Origin of the sequence: Floridaenema evergladense BLCC-F167 (genome assembly GCF_041929205.2) — a bacterium.
In the GTDB taxonomy this organism is placed as follows: Bacteria; Cyanobacteriota; Cyanobacteriia; order Cyanobacteriales; family Aerosakkonemataceae; genus Floridanema; species Floridanema evergladense.
Genome location: NZ_CM171625.1, coordinates 6075434 through 6099860 on the forward strand (window position 1 = coordinate 6075434; position 24427 = coordinate 6099860).

Annotated in this window: 16 protein-coding genes; 13 read left to right on the plus strand and 3 right to left on the minus strand. The window is 41.8% G+C overall.

Annotated elements, in window-relative coordinates; all coding sequences use genetic code 11:
- Positions 1–8: 8 nt before the first annotated feature.
- A complete protein-coding gene (locus ACE1CA_RS29015; protein ID WP_413281753.1) occupies positions 9–2009 on the minus strand; it encodes a DNA polymerase III subunit gamma/tau in 2001 nt (666 codons plus the stop codon).
- 123 nt (positions 2010–2132) lie between these two features.
- Between ACE1CA_RS29015 and ACE1CA_RS29020 the strand changes: the two genes are divergently transcribed.
- From ACE1CA_RS29020 to ACE1CA_RS29030, 3 genes are all read left to right on the plus strand, one after another.
- Positions 2133–3413, plus strand: a complete 1281-nt coding sequence (locus tag ACE1CA_RS29020; RefSeq protein ID WP_413281752.1) for a C13 family peptidase — start codon at positions 2133–2135, stop codon at positions 3411–3413.
- Between the two features lie 16 nt (positions 3414–3429).
- The gene (locus tag ACE1CA_RS29025; protein WP_413281751.1) at positions 3430–4563 is read left to right on the plus strand and encodes a tetratricopeptide repeat protein; all 1134 of its coding nucleotides are present in this window, start codon (positions 3430–3432) and stop codon (positions 4561–4563) included.
- A gap of 165 nt (positions 4564–4728) precedes the next feature.
- Complete coding sequence (locus tag ACE1CA_RS29030; protein WP_413281750.1) at positions 4729–5379, plus strand: hypothetical protein; 651 nt, start codon at positions 4729–4731, stop codon at positions 5377–5379.
- A gap of 66 nt (positions 5380–5445) precedes the next feature.
- Here ACE1CA_RS29030 and purM read toward each other — a convergent pair whose 3' ends face one another.
- Complete coding sequence (purM, locus tag ACE1CA_RS29035; RefSeq protein ID WP_413281749.1) at positions 5446–6474, minus strand: phosphoribosylformylglycinamidine cyclo-ligase; 1029 nt, start codon at positions 6472–6474, stop codon at positions 5446–5448.
- A 437-nt stretch (positions 6475–6911) separates the two neighbouring features.
- Between purM and ACE1CA_RS29040 the strand changes: the two genes are divergently transcribed.
- From ACE1CA_RS29040 to ACE1CA_RS29050, 3 genes are all read left to right on the plus strand, one after another.
- The gene (locus ACE1CA_RS29040; protein ID WP_413281748.1) at positions 6912–8024 is read left to right on the plus strand and encodes a septal ring lytic transglycosylase RlpA family protein; all 1113 of its coding nucleotides are present in this window, start codon (positions 6912–6914) and stop codon (positions 8022–8024) included.
- A 185-nt stretch (positions 8025–8209) separates the two neighbouring features.
- Complete coding sequence (locus ACE1CA_RS29045; protein ID WP_413281747.1) at positions 8210–9844, plus strand: bifunctional pantoate--beta-alanine ligase/(d)CMP kinase; 1635 nt, start codon at positions 8210–8212, stop codon at positions 9842–9844.
- A gap of 276 nt (positions 9845–10120) precedes the next feature.
- A complete protein-coding gene (locus ACE1CA_RS29050) occupies positions 10121–11401 on the plus strand; it encodes a polysaccharide deacetylase family protein (RefSeq protein ID WP_486517577.1) in 1281 nt (426 codons plus the stop codon).
- Positions 11402–11441: 40 nt separating this feature from the next.
- Here ACE1CA_RS29050 and ACE1CA_RS29055 read toward each other — a convergent pair whose 3' ends face one another.
- Positions 11442–16259 carry a glutamate synthase-related protein gene (locus ACE1CA_RS29055; protein WP_459563730.1) on the minus strand — a complete coding sequence of 1606 codons (4818 nt, stop codon included), beginning with the start codon at positions 16257–16259 and terminating at the stop codon, positions 11442–11444.
- A 685-nt stretch (positions 16260–16944) separates the two neighbouring features.
- On the opposite strand from ACE1CA_RS29055, the gene ACE1CA_RS29060 reads away from it, so the two are divergent.
- From ACE1CA_RS29060 to tuf, 7 genes are all read left to right on the plus strand, one after another.
- Positions 16945–18762 (plus strand): phosphodiester glycosidase family protein, encoded by a 1818-nt coding sequence (locus tag ACE1CA_RS29060; RefSeq protein WP_413281744.1) that lies wholly within the window; start codon positions 16945–16947, stop codon positions 18760–18762.
- 278 nt (positions 18763–19040) lie between these two features.
- Entirely contained in the window at positions 19041–19457 is a 417-nt protein-coding gene (locus tag ACE1CA_RS29065) for a phosphomannose isomerase type II C-terminal cupin domain (RefSeq protein ID WP_413281743.1), read from the plus strand.
- A 6-nt stretch (positions 19458–19463) separates the two neighbouring features.
- Positions 19464–19805 (plus strand): HesB/IscA family protein, encoded by a 342-nt coding sequence (locus ACE1CA_RS29070; RefSeq protein ID WP_413281742.1) that lies wholly within the window; start codon positions 19464–19466, stop codon positions 19803–19805.
- A 55-nt stretch (positions 19806–19860) separates the two neighbouring features.
- Entirely contained in the window at positions 19861–20247 is a 387-nt protein-coding gene (rpsL, locus tag ACE1CA_RS29075) for a 30S ribosomal protein S12 (protein ID WP_193980877.1), read from the plus strand.
- A 183-nt stretch (positions 20248–20430) separates the two neighbouring features.
- Entirely contained in the window at positions 20431–20901 is a 471-nt protein-coding gene (gene rpsG / locus ACE1CA_RS29080; protein WP_413281741.1) for a 30S ribosomal protein S7, read from the plus strand.
- A gap of 92 nt (positions 20902–20993) precedes the next feature.
- Positions 20994–23072: an elongation factor G gene (gene fusA / locus ACE1CA_RS29085; protein WP_413281740.1), complete on the plus strand. Its 2079-nt coding sequence runs from the start codon at positions 20994–20996 to the stop codon at positions 23070–23072.
- Positions 23073–23192: 120 nt separating this feature from the next.
- Positions 23193–24422: an elongation factor Tu gene (gene tuf, locus ACE1CA_RS29090; protein WP_413281739.1), complete on the plus strand. Its 1230-nt coding sequence runs from the start codon at positions 23193–23195 to the stop codon at positions 24420–24422.
- Positions 24423–24427: the final 5 nt, after the last annotated feature.

A 24427-nucleotide genomic window follows, 5' to 3' on the forward strand; every position in this document is an offset into this window, starting at 1 on the left:
TCTGTGTTCTAAAAATCCTCTTCTTCCTCTTCTATGTCTTCTTCTGATTCCATTGTGGTGTCAAAGTTGGCTGTTTCTGAGGCCGATCGCAAATTGTTTTTCTCTGGTAATGTATCTGCTAATTCCAGATCTTCTGGGCATTCGATACTTTCACCATTAAAAATATTAATTAAGCTTTGAGTTGCTTTTTTTAGCATTTCTGCTTCGGCATTTTTGGCTAATTCTATAGGGCTTGTTTCTGGCGGTTTCTCCGGTTTATTTACATTTCGCTGAGTTGGTTTTGATTCTGGTAAAGGTGTTTCTCGATCGACTTTTGCCGGAGTTGGGGAAAAATCATTGGGAATATTAATTGGTTTGGTATCAGTTTTGTTCTCAGAAGAAATTTCGACTTCTTTATGATTAATATTTGTCTCTTGATGATTAGCAGTTTGATTCGTAATTAATTTCAAATTTACCTTAATTTTCTGCTTTAAAATTCGCTGAAATGCAGTTTCTAAAGAGGGAATTTTGGGTTGAGCAATCTTCAGTAAATTAGCAGTTTTAATTCCTACTTGAGCTTGAGATTCTTCTAAACTTAATAAACATCCATGTTGAGTAAAAAGAGCTTTACTTGCGATCGGTAAATCTTCTAATACTTGTTGCCAAATTTGTTCTAAGTTATTTTCTCGATCCGAAAGATTCACGGGTTGAAAAACTTCTGCTTTTGGTTCAACTTTCGCAGTTTCAGATATTTCAGTAACTAAATGATTAACTTCTTGATTTGGTTGAATATTCTCGAATTTAACCGAAGGTTGTACAGAAGTTGAATCTTCTGGAATTGGCGGTTTTGGCAAAGTTGATTTAGAGAGATTCTGATTTGTATTAACAGGTTTTATATTTTGGGAAATTACCGAATTAGTGGCAGGTTGTGTTGTTTGCTTAATTGCCGAAGGTAACAATCCCAATAAGGTAACTTCCAACCACAAGCGAGGTTGAGTTGTATTTTTAATCTGAAATTCACTATCTTTGAGTAATTTTTGTCCTGCTAAAATTTCGGGGATTTCTAAATCAGTGAAATCACACATTTTTTCCCAGGTGGGAGTAGTGACAACTGCTAAATCTGGACGATTGGGCGCACTTTTAGCAATTAACAAATCCCGATAAAAACTAGCTAAATTTTGCAGCACGATTAAAGGTTCTCTTCCTCTATCCATGAGGCGACGGGCTATTTCTAAAACTTGGGTAGCTTGGTCAGTTGCGATCGCTTCTACCATCTCCATTAAATCTCTTTCGGGAACCGCACCCACTAAATCCCAAACAATTTCAACTGTCACTTGTACCGGAGATAAACTTAACTGATCTAATAAACTTTCCGCATCTCTTAACCCACCTTGAGCAACTTGGGCAATTAAAGTAACTGCTTCTTTAGTAATATTAATGTTTTCTTTACTGGCAATTTGCCACAAATGTTCTACCATTTCCTGTAAAGGAATGCGGCGAAAATCAAATCTTTGACAGCGAGAAATAATCGTGGGTAAAACTCTTTGGGGGTCAGTAGTTGCTAAGACAAAAATTACCCGATCGGGCGGTTCTTCCAAAGTTTTTAATAGCGCATTAAATGCCGCTGTCGATAGCATATGAACTTCGTCAATAATGTAAACTTTGTAACGACATTGTACGGGGGCAAACTGCGATCGCTCAATAATTTCCCGAATATTATCCACCCCAGTATTGCTAGCCGCATCAATTTCAATTACATCTAACGATGAGCCTTTAGCAATAGTCACGCAAACTTCACATTTACCACAGGGACTTTCTGTGGGAACATTACTAGAAAGACAATTTAATGACTTAGCAAAAATTCTCGCACTAGAAGTTTTTCCCGTACCTCTAGGCCCAGTAAACAGGTATGCTGGAGCAATCCTTTCTAGTTGGATTGCATTAGTTAAAGTAGTCGCGATCGCCTCTTGACCCACCAAATGGGCAAAAGTTTGCGGACGATACTTGTGATGTAGGGGTTCGTAAGACATGAGAAACAAAAAGCAATATAGTTAAGATCTAAGATGTTTATTAATTGTGAGATTATTTATTTTGAATCTCTGTTTTTAACTTTGAATTGCTGCTCAGTTACTTGTTAGCACTTAGCAATTACCATGCCACAATTTTCCACCGTTAGTTTAATCCTCAGTAGCTTTGCTGTTCTCATATTTACAGCTATAAAATTACCACAAAAAATTCCTCACAACATTAAAGAAGAAAAAACTATTGCCTTACCACAAAAAACCGAAAATAGTCAAGGTAAACAAACTAATTTAAACTCCCAGTCAACTCAAAGTTTTCTAATTATCGGCGGTGGACCTAAACCAGAAGCTAACGAAATTGCCATTGAGAAAAACATTCTGTACTTTCAGAGAACCCTGCGTGTTTTGGGATACAATTCAGCAGAGGTACCCATTCTCTTTGCTAATGGTAACAATCAACAAGCCACAGTGAGCTATTTGGATAGAAACGGTAGACAAATGTTTAAAGTCCCAGAGATACCCAATATTAAGGGTGCCTCAACTTTATCGAATCTACGGAACGCCTTTCAACAATTGCAGAGTAAAAAACCCGATTCTGTGTTCTTTTACTTCACAGGTCACGGAATTCGCAATCCTAAGAATATTAATAATAACCTAATTTTGTTATGGAATGATGAACTATTGAGCGTTCAAGAGTTTTCTTCCTTGTTAGATCGATTACCTCCAAAAACATCTTTTGTAGGGATGATGAGTCAATGCTACTCCGGGTCATTTGCTAATTTAATTTATGAAGGTGGTAATCCTAAAAGTCCTGTAACTCAAAGACCTCGCTGTGGTTTTTTTGCTACTGTGAAAACTCGACCTTCTGTTGGCTGTTTCCCCGAAGTTAACGAAGCCGACTATGAGGATTATAGCTCTAGCTTCTTTGCTGGTTTAAGTGGTCGCAGTCGCACCGATCGAACTGTAACTTCTGCTGATTATAACCAAGATGGAAGAGTGTCTTTTGCAGAAGCTCATGCTTTTGCCAAAATAGACCAACAGAATGTTGATTTTCCCCTTTCTACTTCTGAATATTGGCTACAAAACCAAGCTAATAAAAAAGCTCAAGAAACAATTTTAGCTGAACCGATAAATGCTACTTTAGTAACAGCGCGTCCCGAACAAAAATATGTAATTAATTCTCTTATAAAAATGTTTAAATTAAATGCAGAGCAGTCTTTTTTAGAAAATGAAAAGACTGTCCTGCGGGAGAGAGCCAAAACGGAAGAACAGAAAGCCTATGTGATGCGTCTACGCATGGAGTTGTTAAATATTGGGATGGAAAAACGAGTGCGAAATTCACAAAATCCTCAAGCGATCGCTATCCTTGAGAGATTAATTGAATGTGAAAATGGTTCTTGGGGGAAACAATAAACAAGCGGTTGTCATAATGAGTAAATTTAGTTCCAAAATTAGAAAAAAAATCAAACGTGCTGAGAGAATTATTCGCAGCTGGCTGAAAAGAAAACTCAGACGATGGTTAAAACCTTGGTTAGCACCAAAGAAAAAGAGATATCAAGTACTAGAAAGTTATGTGTCTCTTGAAGAGAAAACATATTTGGATAGTGCAGATTATGAATATTATTTTATGCAGTTGTTAGAAGGTGTGGATCATGGATGGCGAAAAACTCAAGTTGAGAAAGTTTTTGCCGCTTTGAGTGAGAAAACTACCGAAGCAGAATGGATCAATTGGTTAAAATTATTTGGCGATCGCTTATTAGCCGCACCAACATCAGATGAACATTTAGCCAGTCAAATGATTAGATTAGGCGAATTAGGTTGCGGTACATTTGGCAAATTATCGCGGGAAATAGGCTTTTCTCTATTAGCGAGATTGCCCGAAGCATATATATACAATCATGAACTAAAGCGCGAGCAAGAAATTATAGAAAGTCCGGCTCAAAAAGCCCAAAATTTATTTAATCAAGGAGTCGAACAATTCAACAAAGGAGATTTTTTGGCGGCAATTACAACTTATGACAAAGCCTTAGAAATTTTACCAAATGCTAATGAAATTTGGTACAATCGCGGCAACGCTTTATTTAAATTGAATAAATCTAGAGAAGCGATCGCCAGTTATGAAAAAGCTTTGGAATTTAAAGCTGACAAATACGAAGCCTGGAACAATAGAGGCAATGCTTTATTTAATTTAGGCCAAATTGAAGAAGCTTTAGAAAGTTACAGTAAAGCCGTAGAAATTCAACCTCAATATCACCAAGCTTGGTTTAATAAAGCAGTATTATTGGGAAGTTTAGGTAGGTTAGAAGAATCGATCGGATCTTACGATAAAGCTTTGGAAATTAAACCCCAAGACGATCAAGCTTGGTTTAATCGCGGATTAGTTTTAGGTAATTTAGGTAACTTAGAAGAAGCGATCGCTAGTTGGGACGAAGCATTATCAATTAACGCAGAACGCTACGAAGCATGGTATAACCGCAGTGTAGCTTTGAATAACTTAGGACGAACAGAAGAAGCTAATGCCAGCTTAGAAAAAGCAAAGGCACTTAAACCAGACCTTTATTGAGGGGACTGGGGACTGGGGACTGGGGACTGGGGACTGGGGACTGGGGACTGGGGACTGGGGACTGGGGACTGGGGACTGGGAGAGTTTTGAGGGTTAAGTAAAATTATTTACTCTTAGCAGTAATTGGCTAAAATCGAGAGTGCAATACCGTGCAAGGAAATAGCGATGATTGGAAGGATTTGGCAAAAAATAGTTCAGTTTTTTCAGAGTTTATTTGGGGGCAACAGGCGTAAAAGATCCAAATCCAATCTTACGGCTTTAAAAAAGCAGATTCAACCTGCAAAACCTTTGGAAAACAGCGATTACGAGTTTTTATTCATGCAACTGTTGGAAGGTATAGCACATGGTTGGCAACAGTCAAGAGTAGAAAAATTTTTTGCTGAATTAGACGATCGCACCACTGAAGCACAATGGGTAACATGGATACATAACTTTGGTCAGAAATTAATTGCTTCACCTGCGCCAAATCAGGAATTAGCCCTACGAATGTTAGCATTAGGGGAAATGAATTGTGGTGAAATTAGCACTGAAGCAGGTGAAATTGGTTTACAATTATTACAAAAACAAGAAAAACCTATCATCCAAACCCCACAAAATCCAGCAACTTCTACTTTGTTTCCATCAGTTAATGAAATAGGTAATTTGGGAGAGCAATCACAAACTATTTCTTTAGAACAACTTTGGGAATTGTTACAACAAGACCAAGAATTAGTACAACAAATGGCAGCTTTACTGCAAATCAATACTAATAATCCAGAAGAAATTATTCAAGCTTTAATTAATCAATCCAACCCTGCCCCTACGGATGAAATTTAACTCAGAGAGCAAGGAAGCATAAAGTAAGGGCAATTCATGAATTGCCCCTACGTAAAGGGTTACAAATCATTCTGGTAAACCTAAAAGTTCGCCTGTACCAGGAATTACTTTCCCGATCGCATAAGCAGCAATATTTTGTGAGTCAAACCATTTAATAGTTGCTTCTTCTTGCTTTGGATTCACCAAAACGACAAAGCCAATTCCCATATTAAAAGTTTCAAACATAGCTTTAGGATTAACATTACCAGCAGTAGCCAACCAATCAAAAATAGGCAAAATATTCCAACTGTTGGGAATAATTTCAATTGACTGATTAGCACCCAAACAACGAGGCAAATTTTCTGGTAAACCTCCACCTGTAATATGCGCCATGCCATGAATTTCGATTCCTGAAGACCTAGCAGCTAATACAGGTTTGACATAAATTTGCGTGGGAGTTAATAAAATTTCTCCTAAAGTTTTACCGCCTAATTTTTCTGGTCGATCGCTCCAATTAAACCCACCATCACTAACAATTTTTCGCACTAAACTAAAACCATTACTGTGAACGCCTTGAGAAGCTAAAGCGATCGCCACATCCCCAACTTCCACATTTGAACCCGACAAAAGTTGGCTTTTTTCCACCACACCCACACAAAAACCCGCCAAATCATACACCCCAGGCGGATAAAATCCCGGCATCTCTGCCGTTTCCCCTCCTAACAAACTACAACCCGCCATTTCGCATCCTTGACTAATTCCCGCTACCACTTCAGCCAGCTGTTCTTGTTCCAGCTTTCCCGTAGCCAAATAATCCAAAAAAAACAAAGGTTCCGCACCAGAAGTCAGCACATCATTCACACACATGGCAACTAGATCGATGCCTACAGTATCGTGACAATTTAGATCGTGAGCTATCTTCAGTTTCGTTCCCACTCCATCAGTCCCCGAAACTAAAACAGGTTCTTTATATCCGCTAGGTAATTCAAAAAAACCACTAAAACCACCCAATCCACCAATCACTTCTGGTCTATGAGTACGATTTACCAAACTCCGAATTTTATCTACAAAAGCTCTACCCGCCTCAACATCAACACCCGCTTCTCGATAATCCATGACCATTACTCCCTCTTCATTCAATCTTTGCCAGATTCAATTTTGAACCGAACTAGGCGCTGGCAAATTCCCAAAATTTATAATGGCAAATTTTGATAACAATTCCAAATCAATTCATAAATATCCTATAAAAATTTATTTTTATACTTCATCAAGGCAAAAAACCCGGAAAACTAGCTTATGGCAGTAGTTCTACTAAAAAACATGATTGATTATCGAACCAATTAATTACAAATTCTGGCGAATTGCCTTAGCAATAGCAGCTTGTTAGCGCTTTCTCAAATCTAAAACTTCATGGTAATCTGTTGCAGTTGCAAAATTAGTTAAGCGAATACGAATCGACTACAAGTTAGCCGAAAAATTGTAGGCGGGGTGCTGATACCAACTAATCACGGCCCTCAAAAGTAGCGATATCCACCTCGACAAAACAAGAGCTTATGAAGCAAAGAATTTGGAGCGGTATTTCTGCCGCCGTACTAACAACTGCCCTTGGCACAAGCCTTTCCTGCCATGCCGAAATAAACAAGGTTGGGGGAACGGAATTAGAAACAAAGCCAGCAGCTGCTAGTCAGACTTTACCTCCAGCCGATACTCCAACAGAGACTATCAAAGTAGGAGAGTATAAATCAAAAACTGGAAGTAATGCTCAAGAGCAGGTAATCGCGACAATTAAAGCTCATGAAGTAGCAGGTCGTCAAGCGGCAACCCTTTATTTGCGAGCTATTCCAGTTTTAACTTTTCTCGGTTCTGCCCCAGTGGAGTCAAGTGGGATTAAACAAGGCAGCCTTTCTCAGGATGACATTCAAGAAGTTGAAAGTGCCGACAGCCCAGTAGCAAGAGCCAGTGCGGTAGCAGCCAAGCTGAATCAATGGAATCGGGAAAACCTTGATGCTAACCAAATTACAGTTGCTTATGCGATCGCCAACAAAGTCGCCAGCAGCAAAGAAGAAACATTACAAGCACTAGCAAATCCAGCCAGCAGTCAAAAAACAGCGATATTAGCTAAAACTAATTACGAGCGCTACCTAATCAAAGTTAACAACGAAAATTTGGTAGAAATCACCGAATACACCAGGCTTCCAGATACCACAAATAACTTAGCTGAAGATGCCCTACAAGCCACCAACAGATTGCGGCGACTTATGGGCGATGCCCCCCCGTTAACTGACATTCCCGGAAAACCAACGCCTCAACCTGAGCCAGAAAAAGTAGTTACTTATGTTCCCACAGTTCGATCGGTTCTCAGAGGTTTAGCTTCTTGGTATGGCCCCGGTTTTCACGGTGGTCGCAGTGCTAGTGGCGAAAGGTACAACCAAAATGCGTTAACTGCGGCTCACCGTAGTCTACCCTTTGGCACGATGGTTAGGGTGACAAACTTAAGGAATGGTCTGTCAGTAGTAGTGAGGATTAACGATCGCGGCCCCTTCTCCAGAAGTCGCATTATCGACCTTTCTGCCGCTGCCGCCAGAATCATCGCATTAACAGGCTCAGGAGTAGCCCCCGTCAAAGTCGAAGTCTTGGGTGAAACACAAATTATCACCGCTAACTAGAGATAAGTTTTAAGTTATGAGTTTTGAGTTTTAAGTTAAATTCAACTCAAAACTCAAAACTCAAAACTCTTCCCGATTCTCACTATGAGCAGTGTATTTTCTGGCTGATTCGCTATACACTACTATGGGTTTAATTCGGTGGAACCCTGTTCGCGTAGTGTGTGCGTAGCACATAAGGAATCAAAGTGCGCCTGTTTACTACAGTTGCGGCACTGCGCTGCTACCTACGGCAAGCCCGTGCTGGACAACTTAACTCGCTAGTTGAAGTTGGCTTAGTTCCTACGATGGGAGCTTTGCACGCAGGTCATCTCAGCTTAATTGAAAAAGCTCGAAAACAAAATGATGTTGTAGTAGTTAGTATTTTTGTCAATCCCCTACAATTTGGGCCAACAGAAGATTTTCATAAGTATCCCCGATCGCTGGAGTCCGATCGCCTATTATGCGAACAAGTCGGGGTAGATGTAATTTTTGCTCCCACAGCCGCAGAATTAGGAGTAGTTAACCAAGAAGAAGGTTATAGGGGTCAGGTGTTAGGGGTTAGGGAAGAGTCTTTTTCCCCAACCCCCAACCCCCAACCCCCAACCCCTTCCTCTTTACCCGTGACGCAAGTGATTCCACCTGCACCAATGATTTCTTTGATGTGTGGGCTAGAGCGTCCGGGACATTTCCCAGGTGTAACTACCATTGTGGCTAAATTATTCAACATAGTACAACCGGAAACAGCTTATTTTGGGCAGAAGGATGCTCAGCAATTAGCCATTATTCGCCGCATGGTACAGGATTTAAATTTCCCGGTGCAAATTGTCGGCTGTCCGATCGTTCGCGAACCTTCTGGACTAGCGCTAAGTTCTCGCAATCAATATTTGACCCCAGCACAAAAGACCGAAGCGGCAATTTTATATCAAGGTCTAAAACAAGCCCAAATCGCTTTTTATGAAGGAGAAATGAAGACTCAGCAGCTAATTGCTATTGTTAAGGCACAATTAGCAAAGGTACCTTCTATCCAAACCGAATATGTGGAGTTGGTGCATCCTAATACACTTAAACCTTTAGCAGAGATTAAGGAGGTTGGACTGTTGGCGATCGCAGCGAGGTTGGGTTCCACCCGTCTCATCGATAATATAATTCTTTCCAAACGTCAGCCCATTGTGGCTATTGATGGCCCTGCGGGTGCAGGAAAATCTACAGTAGCAAGAGCAGTAGCCCAAAGTTTGGGGCTACTATATTTGGACACGGGTGCAATGTACCGGGCTTTAACTTGGTTAGTCCTGAAATTGGGCATTTCCGTTAATGATGAACCGGGAGTTACAGAAATTGCCAGTACTTGTAAAATTGAACTCCGCATGAGTGACGATCCCCAAACTGGGGTACGAGTCTGGATCGATGGTGAAGAATGTACCCAAGAAATTCGCTCTTTGGAAGTGACTTCTCATGTTTCTGCGATCGCAGCCCAAAAAGCGGTTCGCAGCGAACTAATTAAACAGCAACGACTCTGGGGCGAAAAAGGCGGTTTAGTTGCTGAAGGTCGCGATATCGGTACTCATGTTTTCCCAAATGCGGAACTCAAAATTTTCTTGACTGCATCAGTCGAAGAACGTGCCCGTCGCCGTCGTGCCGATTTACAAAATCAAGGCGGACTTGAGCTAAGTTTGGAAAAAATGCAACAAGACCTTTTGGAACGCGACTGGAAAGACAGTAACCGTGATATTGCGCCTTTACGAAAAGCTCCTGATGCGATCGAAATTTACACCGATGGCTTAACTATCGCCCAAGTAACTGAGTTAATTACTAACCTTTACTGGGAAAAAACTAAACACTAAGTAACACAAGTTGCTAGATTTTGTAAGAGTGAGTCAGAACCTTTAATTTACTCTGACTCTCTCAAATTTTTATTGACTGACCTATCCTCTAGATTAGAAAATCCAATCACATTAATAACTAACAAATTTACATTAAGTAATCTAAAATTCTTTCATTTCAAAACAAAAAAAGTTAAATTAAGGAATATTTAGTTTACTTTTTGCTTTTACTGTGTTTGGTTAATAAAGGGTGCCGAACCAAGCAAATTTTTATCGTGAGGAGCGAAGAAAAATCAAATGCTTAGACTTAGCCGCAGAAATTTGAAGTTCTGCACATACGTAAGTTTGTTTGCCGCTGCTTGTAGTTTTTTAGTTGGAGTGAGTCTGTCAATTCATGAACATAGTCAGGAGACATATCGAAAGAGACATTTAGTCATAAAGCACCCCTTATCAACAAAGGATTTCTCTCAACTTTTTGGTACTGAAGAAAAACCAAATAAAAAGTTACAACCAGACCTGAAGGAGAAACCGGAAATTGCCCCTATTAATAAAAAAAATCCGCTACCACCTCTAGCATTTAAAGCACCTATTAGTTTTCAGGGAAAAACCATTAAACAGGTAAATTGGGGAGTTCAAGATAAAGTTATTGCCTTAACCTTTGATGATGGGCCTTGGCCTACATATACCAACCAAGTTTTAGGAATTCTCAAGAAAAATGATATTAAGGCTACGTTTTTCTGGATTGGCAGAAATGTAAGATCATTTCCTCAGATTGCCTTACAAGTAGTTGCAGAAGGTCATGCGATCGGCAATCACACTTGGAGTCACTCTTACCGGAAGATGAATAAAATTATTGCCACCAAAGAAGTTGAAAGCACTAAGGCAATTATCAAAAAAATAACCAATGTAGAAACTAATCTATTTCGTCCCCCAGGGGGAATTTTAAATAATGGGCCAGCAGGTTATGCCCTTTCGCAAAAATATGCAATTCTGATGTGGTCAGATGACTCCACAGATTACGCCCGCAACATTTCAGTTAACAACATAGTTAACAGAATCCTCAAAAGTGCTAAACCTGGAGGTATTTTACTAATGCACGATGGTGGAGGCGATCGTTCCCGCACTGTTCAAGCCCTACCCATCATCATTAATTCCTTGAAAAACCAAGGTTACAGATTCGTCACGATTCCTGAATTGATGGGCATACAAAAAAGTGATGATTCAGGAAACCAAGAAACAATAAAACCAGAAGACGACCAGACCATTAAACCTGAAGTTTTAACAATAAAACCACGAAACAATAAGCTGGTTAAACCTAGAGTTTTGACCATAAAACCACGAAACAATAAGCTGGTTAAACCTAGAGTTTTGACCATAAAACCACGAAATAATAAGCTGGTTAAACCTAGAGTTTTGACCATAAAACCACGAAATAATAAGCTGGTTAAACCTAGAGTTCTAATCGCAAAACCAGCAAACAACAAGATTATTAAACTAAGAAACCTAGTTATAAGGGGACAAAGGAAGATGCAACAAAAATCGAAAATTCCCCAGTCCCCAATCCCTACTAATAGGTAGTGGGTAGTAGAAAAATCAATTACCAACTACCAACTACCAACTAAACTGAAGTGAGAACCTTATCTGCTTTTGCTTCTGGGTTTGCTTCAGGAGAATCAGCTTCCGAAGGCGGAACTGCTTGCCAGAACTTATGTAAATAAGTTTGCCAGTTTTCTAGAATTAGTTTCGCCTTTTTGCTGCCAGTCCGATCGGCATGGGCGGTAATCAGTTCTTTAAGAAGTGCTTCACCTGCTGGAGTTTGTACCCGTTGGACTTTAATAATTTCCGGGTTAACTTTCTTAGAAAAACTGCCATCTTCATCTAAGAAATAAGCTAAACCACCAGTCATCCCAGCACCGACGTTGCGACCTACTCTACCCAAGACTACAATTACACCACCAGTCATGTACTCGCAGCAGTGGTCGCCAGCACCTTCAATCACCGCTTTAGCAGCTGAGTTCCGCACTGCAAAACGTTCCCCAGCTTGACCATTAGCATACAACACGCCACCAGTCGCCCCGTAAAGGCAGGTATTACCAACAATCACATTTGCCGAAGCATCGTAGGTAGCTTCTGCGGGTGGTTTAATGATAATCTCGCCACCGTGCATTCCTTTACCTACGTAGTCGTTTGCTTCTCCTGACAAATTCAAGATTACTCCGGGTAAGTTGAATGCGCCAAAGCTTTGACCGACACTACCTTTGATGTTGAGGGTAATTTGTCCTTCAAAGCCAGTATTGCCATAAGTTGAAGCAATAGCGCCAGATAATCTTGCGCCGATCGTCCGATCGGTATTTACTGCCACAATATCTTTAGTGACTTCGGTTTGATGGGTAATAGCTGCGGCAATTTCGGGGTCTGCTAAAAGTCGATCGTCTAAAACATCACCATTGGTATGAACTGCTTCATGTGACAACCAACTGCGATCGACTCTAGTATCCGGTAAAGCCAACAAGTAAGACAAATCTAAATGCTCAGTTTTTGTCAGTTGAACATCTTCTCGTACTTTTAGCAGATCTGCCCGACCAATTAACTCATTCAAGGAACGATAACCCAGTTTTGCTAGGATCGATCGCACTTCTTCGGCTACATAGTAGAAGAAATTGACAACGTGCTCCGGTATTCCGGTAAACCGTTTCCGCAGTTGTTCTTGCTGAGTCGCCACACCTACTGGGCAATTGTTTGTATGACAGATGCGAGCCATAATACAGCCTTCTGCGATCATGGCGATCGATCCGAAGCCATATTCTTCGCCACCCATTAGGGCACCCATCACCACATCCCAGCCTGTCTTAAAGCCACCATCAACCCGTAAAATGACTCTGGAACGCAGTTGATTTTCCATTAACACCCGATGAACTTCAGTTAATCCTAATTCCCAAGGGCTTCCGGCGTGTTTAATTGAAGACAAAGGCGAAGCGCCTGTTCCCCCATCATGACCGGAAATTTGGATAATATCGGCATTAGCCTTAGCCACACCCGCAGCAATAGTTCCGATACCTACCTCAGCCACTAATTTGACTGAAACGGCAGCTTTCGGATTAATTTGGTGTAAATCAAAGATTAACTGTGCTAAATCTTCGATCGAGTAAATATCATGGTGTGGAGGTGGCGAAATTAAAGTTACTCCCGGCTTAGAACGCCGTAACATCGCAATGTAGGGACTGACTTTTTTACCCGGTAACTGTCCACCTTCTCCCGGCTTCGCACCTTGGGCAATTTTAATCTCAATTTGCTTGGCACTCATCAAGTATTCTGGAGTTACGCCAAAACGACCAGAAGCGACTTGTTTAATCGCACTAGAAGCTGTATCGCCATTCCGCAAACCCTTCAAATGCGGGAAGGTTGGCGATAAACCATTTTCATCTACATCATTAAGAATTTTGTAACGGTTGGGATCTTCTCCACCTTCGCCTGAGTTAGATTTACCACCGATGCGGTTCATTGCGATCGCCAAAATCTCATGCGCCTCTGGTGAAAGAGCACCCAAAGACATTCCCCCAGTAGCAAAACGCTTGACAATCTCCGTCACCGATTCTACTTCTTCAATGGCGATCGATGGGCGATCGCTCTCAAACTCTAACAAATCCCGTAAAGCTGTTACCGGACGAGTCTCTAGGATTTTCCGGTACAGTTCGTAATACGAAGAAGTAGGGGGGTGGGGAGGTAGGGGGATAGGGGGAGTTTCTAGCGCTAGATTTCTCCCCATCTCCCCATCTCCCCATCTCCCCATCTCCCCATCTCCCCACTTCTTATATTCTGCTACTGCTTTATGCAGAGCTTTTGCCATTTCGGGGGAGTTCATGTGATACTCTCCACCGGGACGGTATTGGACGAAGCCGAAGTTTTCTAACTTCTTAATAGTTAATTCTGGGAAGGCTTTACTGTGGAAAGACATTACTTCAGAAGCTAACTCTTTGACAGTTAAACCACCAATCCGAGAAGCTGTACCTTTGAATCCTAATTGTAATAGTTCGGGGCCAATGCCGATCGCTTCAAAAATTTGTGCTCCTTGGTAAGAAGAAAGCAGCGAAATTCCCATTTTCGAGAGAATCTTCAACAACCCATCTTCTACAGCTTTTTTGTAATTAGCTTGAGCTTTTTCTAAAGTACAAGCCGGAATTTTCCCTCGTTCCATGAAACTTTGAGTTTTAGGATCTTCCCACCAACTCCGCACAGTTTCAAAAGCTAAATAAGGACAAACTGCGGCTGCACCAAAACCTATTAAACAAGCAAAATGATGGGTACTCCAACATTGTGCTGTATCAACAACGATCGAAGCTTTCATCCGCAGTCCTTCACCTATTAAATGGTGGTGAACTGCACCCATAGCTAACAAGGGAGGAATATAAGTACAATCAGCACTAATTCCACATTGGGGGTTAGGGGAACTGTCTTCTTCCCTAACACCTACCCCCTGACCCCTATCCCCTAATTTTGTTCGTTCACGGAGTGTGCCGTCAGGCGCATCGCTTAAAATCAAAATCTTCGCGCCAGATTTAACTGCTGCATCTGCTTCTAAACAAAGGTTATTAACAGCTTTTACCAACCCATCGGGACCCGAAGCTACAGGGTAAAGTGTAGATAAAGTAGCAGTTTGAAAACCAGAATTTCGTACTACTTCTAAATCAGTTTCACTCAAAACCGGAGATTGAATTAACAACTTTTCGGCATATTCCGGTTTAACATCCAAAATATTACCCCGTTCGCCCAAAGTCATACTCAAAGACATTACCAATTTTTCCCGCAAAGGATCGATCGACGGATTTGTAACTTGAGCAAAACGTTGTTTAAAGTAATCGTAGAGTAGGTGAGGACGACTCGAAAGCACTGCCAAAGGAATATCATCACCCATACAGAAAGTCGGTTCTTTGGCACTCGCTGCCATTTCCTCGATAATCATTTCTACATCTTCGATCGTATACCCAAAAGCAGTTTGATTCCTTAGTAAAGTTTGTTCATCTAACAATCTAGTTTCTGGGAAAGGTTGAGGTTGCAAAGTCTTCCGGTTTTTCAACCATTCAGCATAAGGCAATTTTTGGGCAATTCTAGTTTTCAGTTCCCAATTTTTCAGAACTTCCTTAGATTCTAAATCAACCGCGATCGTTTGACCGGGACCCAAGCGACCTTTTTCCAGAATTTCTGCTTCGGGAATATCTACTACTCCAGCCTCCGAAGCGACAATAACACAACCATCTTTAGTAGTAACAAATCGGGCTGGTCTTAGGCCGTTGCGATCGAGTGTAGCACCAACCTGTTTGCCATCACTAAACACCAACAAAGCCGGACCATCCCAAGCCTCCTGCAAACCGCTGTAATATTCGTAAAAGTCAACAATTTCTTGATGATCGTCCAAGTCCGGCTGATTTTTGTATGCTTCTGGCACCATAATCATTAATGATTCCATTGGCGATCGTCCAGAACGCACCAGCAATTCTAAAACATTATCCAAATTCGCCGAATCACTATTTCTCACATCAACAGAAGGCTTCAAATCCTCAATACTCTCTCCCCAAACTGGATGATTTAACTCTGCCTTCCGCGCCATCGTCCAGTTAATATTACCCAGTAAAGTATTAATTTCCCCATTATGCCCCAACAAGCGCATTGGTTGAGCCAAAGGCCATTTAGGCATAGTATTCGTACTAAAACGACGGTGATAAACCGCAAAATTAGTTTTATATTCTGGATTTTTCAAATCCGTATAAAATTCTGCCAAAACTGCCGATCGAACCATGCCTTTATAAACAATTGTTCGGCAAGAAAACGAACAAATGTACAAATCATCAGGCCATTTTAAAGAAGTTTCTTGTTCTAATCTTTTACCAATGCGACGACGCACCAGATACAAATGCCGTTCTAATTCATCTCCTTTAAGAGTTTCACTCTTAACAATTAACTGCTCAATTTTCGGCTGATTTTCTCTAGCTTGAATCCCCAAAACTTGAGCCTCAACAGGTACTTTTCGCCAAGCAATTAATGTCAAATTCTCTTGGGCTAAAACCTTTTCTACTACATGACGAATAATCGATGCTTTTTGGGCTTGTGGTGGTAAGAAAACCATTCCCACAGCTAATGAATTTCTGTCAGTTTCACTACCTACCCACTCCTGCAACAAATCCCAAGGAATTGCAGTCATGACTCCCGCGCCATCTCCAGAATCATAATCTGCACTACAACCACCTCTATGTTCCAAACAAGCTAATGCAGACAGGGCTTTATCCAAAATATCATGACTAGATTGCCCATCTTTATTAGCAATGAACCCAACACCGCAAGCATCTCTTTCTTCTACTAACCAAGGTTGACCTAAATAGCCAACTGTGGATAGGTTTGACTCATCTAATAATCTATCTTCTTGCCAATTTTTTTGATTCATAGATTGACTCATCTGTTACTACTTTGTTTCTAATGTGGAGTTTGCGAGAAAAGTTAAACAATTCAACCCAAATCAGGGTTTGAGGATTACAAGATTTTGAGGATTAGTTGAAGAATTTTCCTGATGAATTCTGAAATCCTAAAATCTTTATTATTTAGTTCCGGGACAGATTTAAGAGTTCTTGCTGAAGAATCCTGAAATCCTAAAATCCTTTAATCCTGATCCTGGGGGGAATTAATTTAGATACTCAATTTTGCTTTTTAACACTTAAAAAACTAACTAGGGGGAACCTCAAAACAACCTCAAAACAAATAAAAACTGCGATCGGATATTTGAATTCCAGAAGCTTCTTTGATAGCTTGGGATACAGGCAAGCACTTGCGACAGATGTTTAAGATTCTATAAAAAAACTTGTACGCAAGCAACACCTAATTTGGTATCCTTTATCAGCTAGAGTTTTTGTTCATCTTGAACAGGATATGACTATGGTACGCACTTAGATGCGGTAGCCCAAGAGTCTTTACTTTCCGATCTGCCTCTATCACAAATGTAGTTGATACGAAAAACTTTTTGTAAATAAAGTCATTATTTCTTGACTATTGACATCGTGAAAACTCTCTCCAAAAATCTTCTCTTTTACTGTTTCAGCAGTGTCTCCTTGGTCGCTACCTCCATTTGGGTGAGTATGAGTATCTCACATATTATTCTTAGGCCAGCAGTAGCAGTGGAGGTGTGTGAGGGTGTAGGAGTACAGAGGGGAGAAAAACTTAAAACTCTTCAAACTCTTTCCCAGTCCCCAGGCTTCGACGTGAGCGCTCAGCCGAACGTCCCCAATCCCCAGTCCCCAGCTTTTGGTAATCAAATCTCTGTCAATGGTCGCACTTTTCCTTTTCCTTGGAAACAGTGGCAAACTTCTGCTTCGGGTGGAGTACGAGTTGGGGTGAGTGATGCTGGATTAATGCAGGCGATCGGACTAGAATTACTAAGTACTTCCGATCCAAACAAACAACCAGTACAATGGTTTTCTGCTGTCAATAGCCAGACCTCTATTTTAGCTACTCAATTAACTGGACAATATCGTTATTTAGATATTACCGACCTAGCCAAAACTTACAACTGGCAACTCCAAATTTCGGGCGAAACTCTACAAATCATTACACATCCTGCCATCATTGAAGAAATTCGCCAAAGCGATCGAAATTCAGGAAAAAGAATAGTTGTAGACTTAGACAATTCAACTCCTTGGCAAGTTATTGATAATGGTAAAACATTAACTTTACAAATTGACGCTCAAGCAAATCCACAACTTTTACAAAGATTCCAAAAGCCTGACTCTCCTTTGCAGATAGTAAATGCAGGGAACCAAATTTTGCTACAAATGAGTATACCTCATGGTCTTTGCTCTCGCGTTTGGACTTTAGCTAATCCAAGTCGAATAATCATAGATTTATTTCCTGAAGTATTGCAAGAATTAAATATTGCTTGGGTTCCAGGCATAAATTACAAACAACAAATTATTAGTTTAGGTAACTCTCGATTTCCTGTAGTTTGGCTAGAAATTAATCCGCGCCAACCTGGATTAAAGTTAAGACCAATTTGGGGAAATTCTCAAAGTTTAATTGGAATCAATCCTTTAGTTACAGTAGCTAGGGAATCGCAAGTAGCTGCGGCAATTAATGGCGGTTATTTTAATCGTAATACTAAATTACCTTTGGGTGCAATTCGTCAAGATGGTAATTGGATTTCTAGCCCTATTTTAAATCGAGGTGCGATCGCTTGGAACGATCGAGGCGAATTCAAAATCGCCCATCTTACCCTGCAAGAAACACTTACCACATCCAGCGGACAAAAATTACCCATAGTTAATTCCAATAGCGGTTACATCCAAACAGGAATCTCTCGTTACACTCCCAACTGGGGAACAGTTTACGCTCCTTTAACTGACAATGAAACCCTAATTGTCATCCAAAATAATCAAGTACAAAATATTTTACCCGGAGGAATAATAGGGCAAAATCCTCTTCCTATTCCCAGCAATGGGTATATCTTGGCAATTCGTGGTTCCTTAAATTGGCAACCAGAAACTTACTTACCTGTAGGAACAACAGTTACTTTCCAAAGTGAAACCATCCCACCTGAATTTAACCGCTATCCCAACATCATCGGTGCTGGGCCAATTTTATTATTAAATAGTCGTATCGTTCTTGATGCTAAAGCCGAACAATTTCGTGATGCTTTTATTAAAGAATCTGCTTATCGAAGTGTAATTGCTACCAACAAGATGGGTACTATACTAATAGCCACCGTAGGCAACCGCTCTGGTGGAGTTGGCCCAACTCTCAGTGAAATTGCCCAAATTGTACAACGTCTGGGTGCAATAGATGCTCTCAACCTTGATGGAGGTAGCTCTACCAGCCTTTACCTTGGTGGTCAATTGATTAATCGTTCATCTCGTACTGCTGCTCGTATACACAATGGACTAGGTATTTTCCTAGAATTTTAGTCTAGGCATTTAAAGTTTATTTAAATACATCGCTTCTTTTATTAAAGATTTGATGTTAATCACTTAAACTCAGCCTTTCTGAGGTGACACTACCTAAGTGGAGTGTTATGTTAGGGTACGAGATCCAAAGCGATTAACTGGAAATCTAATTAAATGTCTTATTTTTTAACAAATAGTCCTTTAGATTCCAGTTTTTAAAGATAAAAGATCGCACTCAATCGGCAATTAATCAACTAAAAACTTTAGTTAACAGGATAAAAGAGTAAGGAATTAAAATCATGGCTCAACTTCAAGAAATTTCCAGCGTATCTTTAACAGCTTTACAGTCATCTCATGCTGTAGCAGCAACAGAATTACGCCCCTGGGGTTCTTTTACTACCCTAGAAGAAGGAAAGGGTTATAAGATTAAGCGAATTGAAGTTAAGCCAGGGCACCGTCTTAGCTTACAAATGCACCACCACCGTAGCGAACACTGGATTGTGGTTTGTGGAACAGCTAAAATTACCTGTGGTGAAGAAGAAAGATTACTCGGACCTAACGAATCTACCTACGTTCCCCAGTGTGCCCGCCACCGTTTAGAAAATCCTGGCGTGATTCCCTTGATCCTCATTGAAGTGCAAAATGGAGAATATCTCGGAGAAGATGATATTATTCGTTTCCAAGACGATTACGCTCGTACTAATTCCTCTAAGTAAGCACTAATGATTAATCTCAGCAAAGCAGCCGCCAGCGAAGTCAAGCGACTAATGGCACAAAAACAACCAAACTCTCTGTTTCGCTTGGGTGTTCAGCCTGGGGGCTGCGCTGGGATATACTATACGCTAGAGTTCGATCGCGCAACTCGATCGGGCGATCGAGTTTATGATTGCCAAGGTATACAAATTGTAGTAGAAGAAAATACTTTAGAATATATTAACGGCCTCACCCTAGACTATACTGAAGATTTGATGGGTGGAGGCTTTCGCTTTCATAACCCTAATGCTAGTTCCAGTTGTGGTTGTGGCAATTCTTTTTCTGTAATTGACACAAATCCACTCAAATAGATATAATAAATATTTGTGATTAATTCCAAACAGCCAAGACAGTACCCTAGAGGTCATGCCCACAATTCAACAATTAATTCGTGATGAACGCCAAAAAGCGCGTAAGAAAACAAAGTCGCCTGCGTTGAAGAGTTGTCCTCAGCGACGCGGTGTTTGTACTAGAGTATATACAACTACTCCGAAAAAACCCAACTCGGCACTTCGTAAAGTAGCTAGAGTCAGACTTACCTCTGGATTTGAGGTAACAGCATACATTCCAGGCATCGGACATAACTTGCAGGAACACTCCGTTGTGATGATTCGGGGTGGTCGGGTAAAAGATTTACCTGGGGTAAGATATCACATTATTCGCGGTACTCTAGATACAGCTGGTGTGAAAGACCGGAAGCAAGGACGTTCCAAGTATGGTACTAAGCGTCCCAAAGCAGCAGCCGCTAAATAATAAAGATATAAGTTCCCAATTCTTAAGGGTATTGGGAATTAAGTTAGAGGCACAAAGTAGGAAAAGCGCCCAGCCATCACCTGCGAAAGTTGCAAAAATTAGTTGCTCAGAAATAATTTGATGCCATAAGGCTTAATTTCATGCCTTAAGCCAAATCTTTAAAGTCCATGTTGAAGGCTTATTATGTCTCGTCGTTCAGTTGTTCAAAAACGTCCCGTACCACCAGATCCTGTATATAACAGCCGCTTAGTCAGTATGATGGTGCGGCGGGTAATGAAGAGTGGTAAGAAGTCCGTTGCTTCGGGCATTGTTTACGATGCTTTTAAGATTATTGAAGAACGGACTGGTTCCGATCCTCTAGAAACCTTTGAGCGAGCCGTAAAAAATGCTACGCCTTTGGTAGAGGTAAAAGCTCGCCGTGTAGGTGGTGCTACATACCAAGTACCAATGGAAGTTCGCTCAGATAGAGGTGCAACTTTAGCACTACGTTGGTTAATCCAATTTTCTCGTGCTAGAACCGGACGCTCAATGGCTAATAGATTAGCGTCAGAGTTGATGGATGCGGCAAATGAAACGGGAAGTGCGATTCGGAAGCGGGAAGAAACGCACCGGATGGCAGAAGCGAATAAGGCATTTGCTCACTATCGCTACTAACTCCCAAAATCGGTGGGTTCACCACAAAAAAGTATAGAATCTTAACAGAGAGTAAAGAAAGTTTATCTACGGCAATAACCAAGGAGGTAGCCGTGGCACGTACCATCCCGCTTGAAAAAACACGCAATATAGGTATTGCAGCCCACATTGATGCAGGCAAGACAACAACGACAGAAAGAATCCTGTTCTATTCCGGTATTATCCATAAAATTGGAGAAGTCCATGAAGGAACTGCCGTAACAGACTGGATGGAGCAAGAGCGGGAGCGAGGAATTACCATTACTGCTGCCGCGATCAGCACTAGCTGGAAAGACCACCAGATCAACATTATTGATACACCGGGTCACGTAGATTTCACCATTGAAGTTGAACGCTCCATGAGAGTTTTGGATGGAGTGATAGCTGTATTTTGCTCGGTGGGAGGTGTACAGCCTCAATCTGAAACCGTATGGCGGCAGGCAGATAGATATAAAGTGCCGCGGCTTGCCTTTATCAATAAAATGGATCGGACAGGGGCGAACTTCTATAAAGTTTACGAGCAAATATGCGATCGCCTCAGAGCCAATGCGGTAGCGATTCAACTACCCATAGGTAGTGAAAGTGAATTCAAAGGAATCATCGATCTGGTGAAGAAGAAAGCCTTTGTCTATACAAACGATCAAGGCACAGATATCCAAGAAACAGAGATTCCTGAAGATCTCCAAGATAAAGCACAAGAGTTTCATCAGAAGTTGGTAGAAGCAGTAGCTGAAACTGACGACGAACTGATGAACAAGTACTTTGAAGGAGAAGAATTAACTGAAGAAGAAATTCATTTGGCGCTAAGAAAGGGTACTATTGCTGGCGCGATCGTACCAGTGCTTTGCGGTTCAGCCTTCAAAAACAAAGGTGTTCAGCTATTGTTAGATGCAGTAGTTGATTATCTACCCGCTCCGATAGACATACCACCCATTCAGGGACAACTCCCAGGTGGAGAAACAGTAGAAAGACGGGCAGATGACAAGGCACCATTATCAGCCTTAGCCTTCAAGATTATGGCAGATCCTTATGGTCGTCTCACCTTCGTTCGCGTCTACTCAGGCGTTCTGAAAAAAGGTAGCTACGTCTTAAACGCCAGTAAAAGTAAGAAAGAGCGGATCTCGCGCCTAGTCGTTCTGAAAGCAGACGATCGGGTGGATGTAGAAGAACTCCGTGCAGGTGATTTAGGAGCCGCACTCGGTCTAAAAGACACCATCACAGGCGATACACTCTGCGACGAAGCTAACCCAATAATTCTAGAATCCCTGTTCATTCCCGAGCCTGTAATCTCAGTAGCGGTCGAACCAAAAACCAAGCAGGATTCAGAAAAACTCTCGAAAGCACTGCAATCCTTGGCAGATGAAGACCCAACCTTTCGGGTGCGGATTGACCCAGAAACTAACCAAACTGTGATTGCGGGAATGGGTGAATTGCACTTAGAAATTCTGGTCGATCGGATGTTACGCGAATTCAAAGTAGAAGCTAATGTAGGCGCACCCCAAGTAGCTTACCGAGAAACTATTCGCGCAGCTGTCAACAGAGTGGAAGGCAAATTTATCCGTCAAAGTGGTGGTAAAGGTCAGTATGGTCACGTAGTGATTGACCTAGAACCAGGAGATCCCGGTAGCGGTTTTGAATTTGTATCCAAGATCGTGGGCGGTGTAGTACCGAAAGAGTACATTGGCCCAGCAGAGCAAGGGATCAAAGAAACCTGTGAATCTGGCGTATTAGCTGGATATCCACTGATTGACGTGAAAGCGACTTTAGTGGATGGGTCTTATCACGACGTAGACTCGAATGAAATGGCCTTCAAAATCGCAGGTTCAATGGCACTAAAAGCAGCTGTAGCAAAAGCTAAACCAGTGCTGTTGGAGCCTATGATGAAAGTTGAGGTTGAAGTTCCCGAAAACTTTTTGGGAGATGTGATGGGCGACCTCAATTCCCGTCGCGGTCAAATCGAAGGGATGGGATCGGAACAGGGAATTGCCAAAGTCACCGCTAAGGTGCCATTGGCAGCAATGTTTGGCTATGCCACCGATATCCGGTCTAGAACACAAGGTCGGGGTATATTCTCGATGGAATTTAGCCACTACGAAGAAGTGCCGCGCAACGTGGCTGAAGCTATCATCGCTAAGAGCAAAGGGAACGCATAAGGGATAGGGGATAGGGGATAGGGGATAGGGATAAGGAAAAAGATAATTTCCCCAACACCCAACCCCTAACACCCAACACCTTACTTCTCGCATAACTAGGAAAAAGGAAGATCTAAATTCATGGCACGCGCAAAGTTTGAAAGGAATAAACCCCACGTTAACATCGGTACGATCGGTCACGTTGACCACGGCAAGACTACCTTAACCGCAGCAATCACTATGACCTTGGCTGCCTTGGGTAATGCAGTAGCTAAGGCTTATGACCAAATTGATGCGGCTCCCGAAGAAAAAGCACGGGGGATCACAATCAATACAGCCCACGTAGAATACGAAACGGCAAATCGTCACTACGCTCACGTAGACTGTCCCGGACACGCTGACTATGTGAAAAACATGATCACTGGTGCAGCCCAAATGGATGGTGGGATTCTCGTGGTAGCAGCAACCGATGGCGCTATGCCCCAAACCAAGGAGCATATCCTATTAGCACGTCAGGTAGGTGTACCTCGGCTAGTCATCTTTCTGAACAAGGTTGACATGGTAGATGACGAGGAACTCCTCGAACTCGTAGAATTAGAGTTGCGCGAACTTTTGAGTGAATACGAGTTTGATGGTGACAATATACCCATCATTCGTGGCTCAGGTCTGAAGGCGCTGGAAGCAATGACCGCAAACCCCAAAACTCAAAAGGGTGATAATGAGTGGGTAGATAAAATCTACGAACTAATGGATGCGGTGGATGATTACATTCCGACTCCAGAACGGGATATTGACAAGCCGTTCCTGATGGCGGTAGAAGACGTATTCTCGATTACTGGTCGTGGTACTGTGGCTACAGGTCGGATCGAACGCGGTAAGGTCAAAGTGGGCGATACAGTTGAATTAGTGGGCTTGAGAGATACCCGCAATACCACTGTGACTGGGATTGAAATGTTCAAGAAGAGTCTTGACGAAGGTATGGCTGGTGATAACGCTGGTCTACTGCTTCGCGGTATCCAAAAAGCCGACATTGAACGGGGTATGGTAATCGCTAAACCTGGTTCCATTACGCCTCATACTAAATTCGAGGGGGAAGTGTACGTTCTGACCGAAAAAGAAGGTGGTCGGAAAACTCCTTTCTTCCCTGGCTACCGTCCTCAGTTCTATGTACGGACAACTGACGTAACTGGAACTATTGCAGCTTTTACCGCAGATGATGGCAGCGCCGCAGAAATGGTGATGCCAGGAGACCGGGTGAAAATGACTGTGGAGTTGATCAACGCGATCGCGATCGAACAAGGTATGCGCTTTGCGATCCGTGAAGGTGGTCGTACCATCGGTGCAGGCGTTGTTTCCAAAATTCTGAAGTAGTCACT

Excerpts from the sequence above, each read along its gene's own strand:
- ACE1CA_RS29050 (WP_486517577.1), top strand. The coding sequence starts at position 10,121 with ATGCTTAGACTTAGCCGCAGAAATTTGAAGTTCTGCACATACGTAAGT.
- rpsL (WP_193980877.1), top strand. The coding sequence starts at position 19,861 with ATGCCCACAATTCAACAATTAATTCGTGATGAACGCCAAAAAGCGCGT.
- rpsG (WP_413281741.1), top strand. The coding sequence starts at position 20,431 with ATGTCTCGTCGTTCAGTTGTTCAAAAACGTCCCGTACCACCAGATCCT.
- ACE1CA_RS29040 (WP_413281748.1), top strand. The coding sequence starts at position 6,912 with ATGAAGCAAAGAATTTGGAGCGGTATTTCTGCCGCCGTACTAACAACT.
- ACE1CA_RS29065 (WP_413281743.1), top strand. The coding sequence starts at position 19,041 with ATGGCTCAACTTCAAGAAATTTCCAGCGTATCTTTAACAGCTTTACAG.
- tuf (WP_413281739.1), top strand. The coding sequence starts at position 23,193 with ATGGCACGCGCAAAGTTTGAAAGGAATAAACCCCACGTTAACATCGGT.
- ACE1CA_RS29025 (WP_413281751.1), top strand. The coding sequence starts at position 3,430 with ATGAGTAAATTTAGTTCCAAAATTAGAAAAAAAATCAAACGTGCTGAG.
- purM (WP_413281749.1), bottom strand. The coding sequence starts at position 6,474 with ATGGATTATCGAGAAGCGGGTGTTGATGTTGAGGCGGGTAGAGCTTTT.
- ACE1CA_RS29070 (WP_413281742.1), top strand. The coding sequence starts at position 19,464 with ATGATTAATCTCAGCAAAGCAGCCGCCAGCGAAGTCAAGCGACTAATG.
- ACE1CA_RS29030 (WP_413281750.1), top strand. The coding sequence starts at position 4,729 with ATGATTGGAAGGATTTGGCAAAAAATAGTTCAGTTTTTTCAGAGTTTA.
- ACE1CA_RS29020 (WP_413281752.1), top strand. The coding sequence starts at position 2,133 with ATGCCACAATTTTCCACCGTTAGTTTAATCCTCAGTAGCTTTGCTGTT.
- ACE1CA_RS29060 (WP_413281744.1), top strand. The coding sequence starts at position 16,945 with ATGAGTATCTCACATATTATTCTTAGGCCAGCAGTAGCAGTGGAGGTG.
- ACE1CA_RS29015 (WP_413281753.1), bottom strand. The coding sequence starts at position 2,009 with ATGTCTTACGAACCCCTACATCACAAGTATCGTCCGCAAACTTTTGCC.
- ACE1CA_RS29055 (WP_459563730.1), bottom strand. The coding sequence starts at position 16,259 with ATGAATCAAAAAAATTGGCAAGAAGATAGATTATTAGATGAGTCAAAC.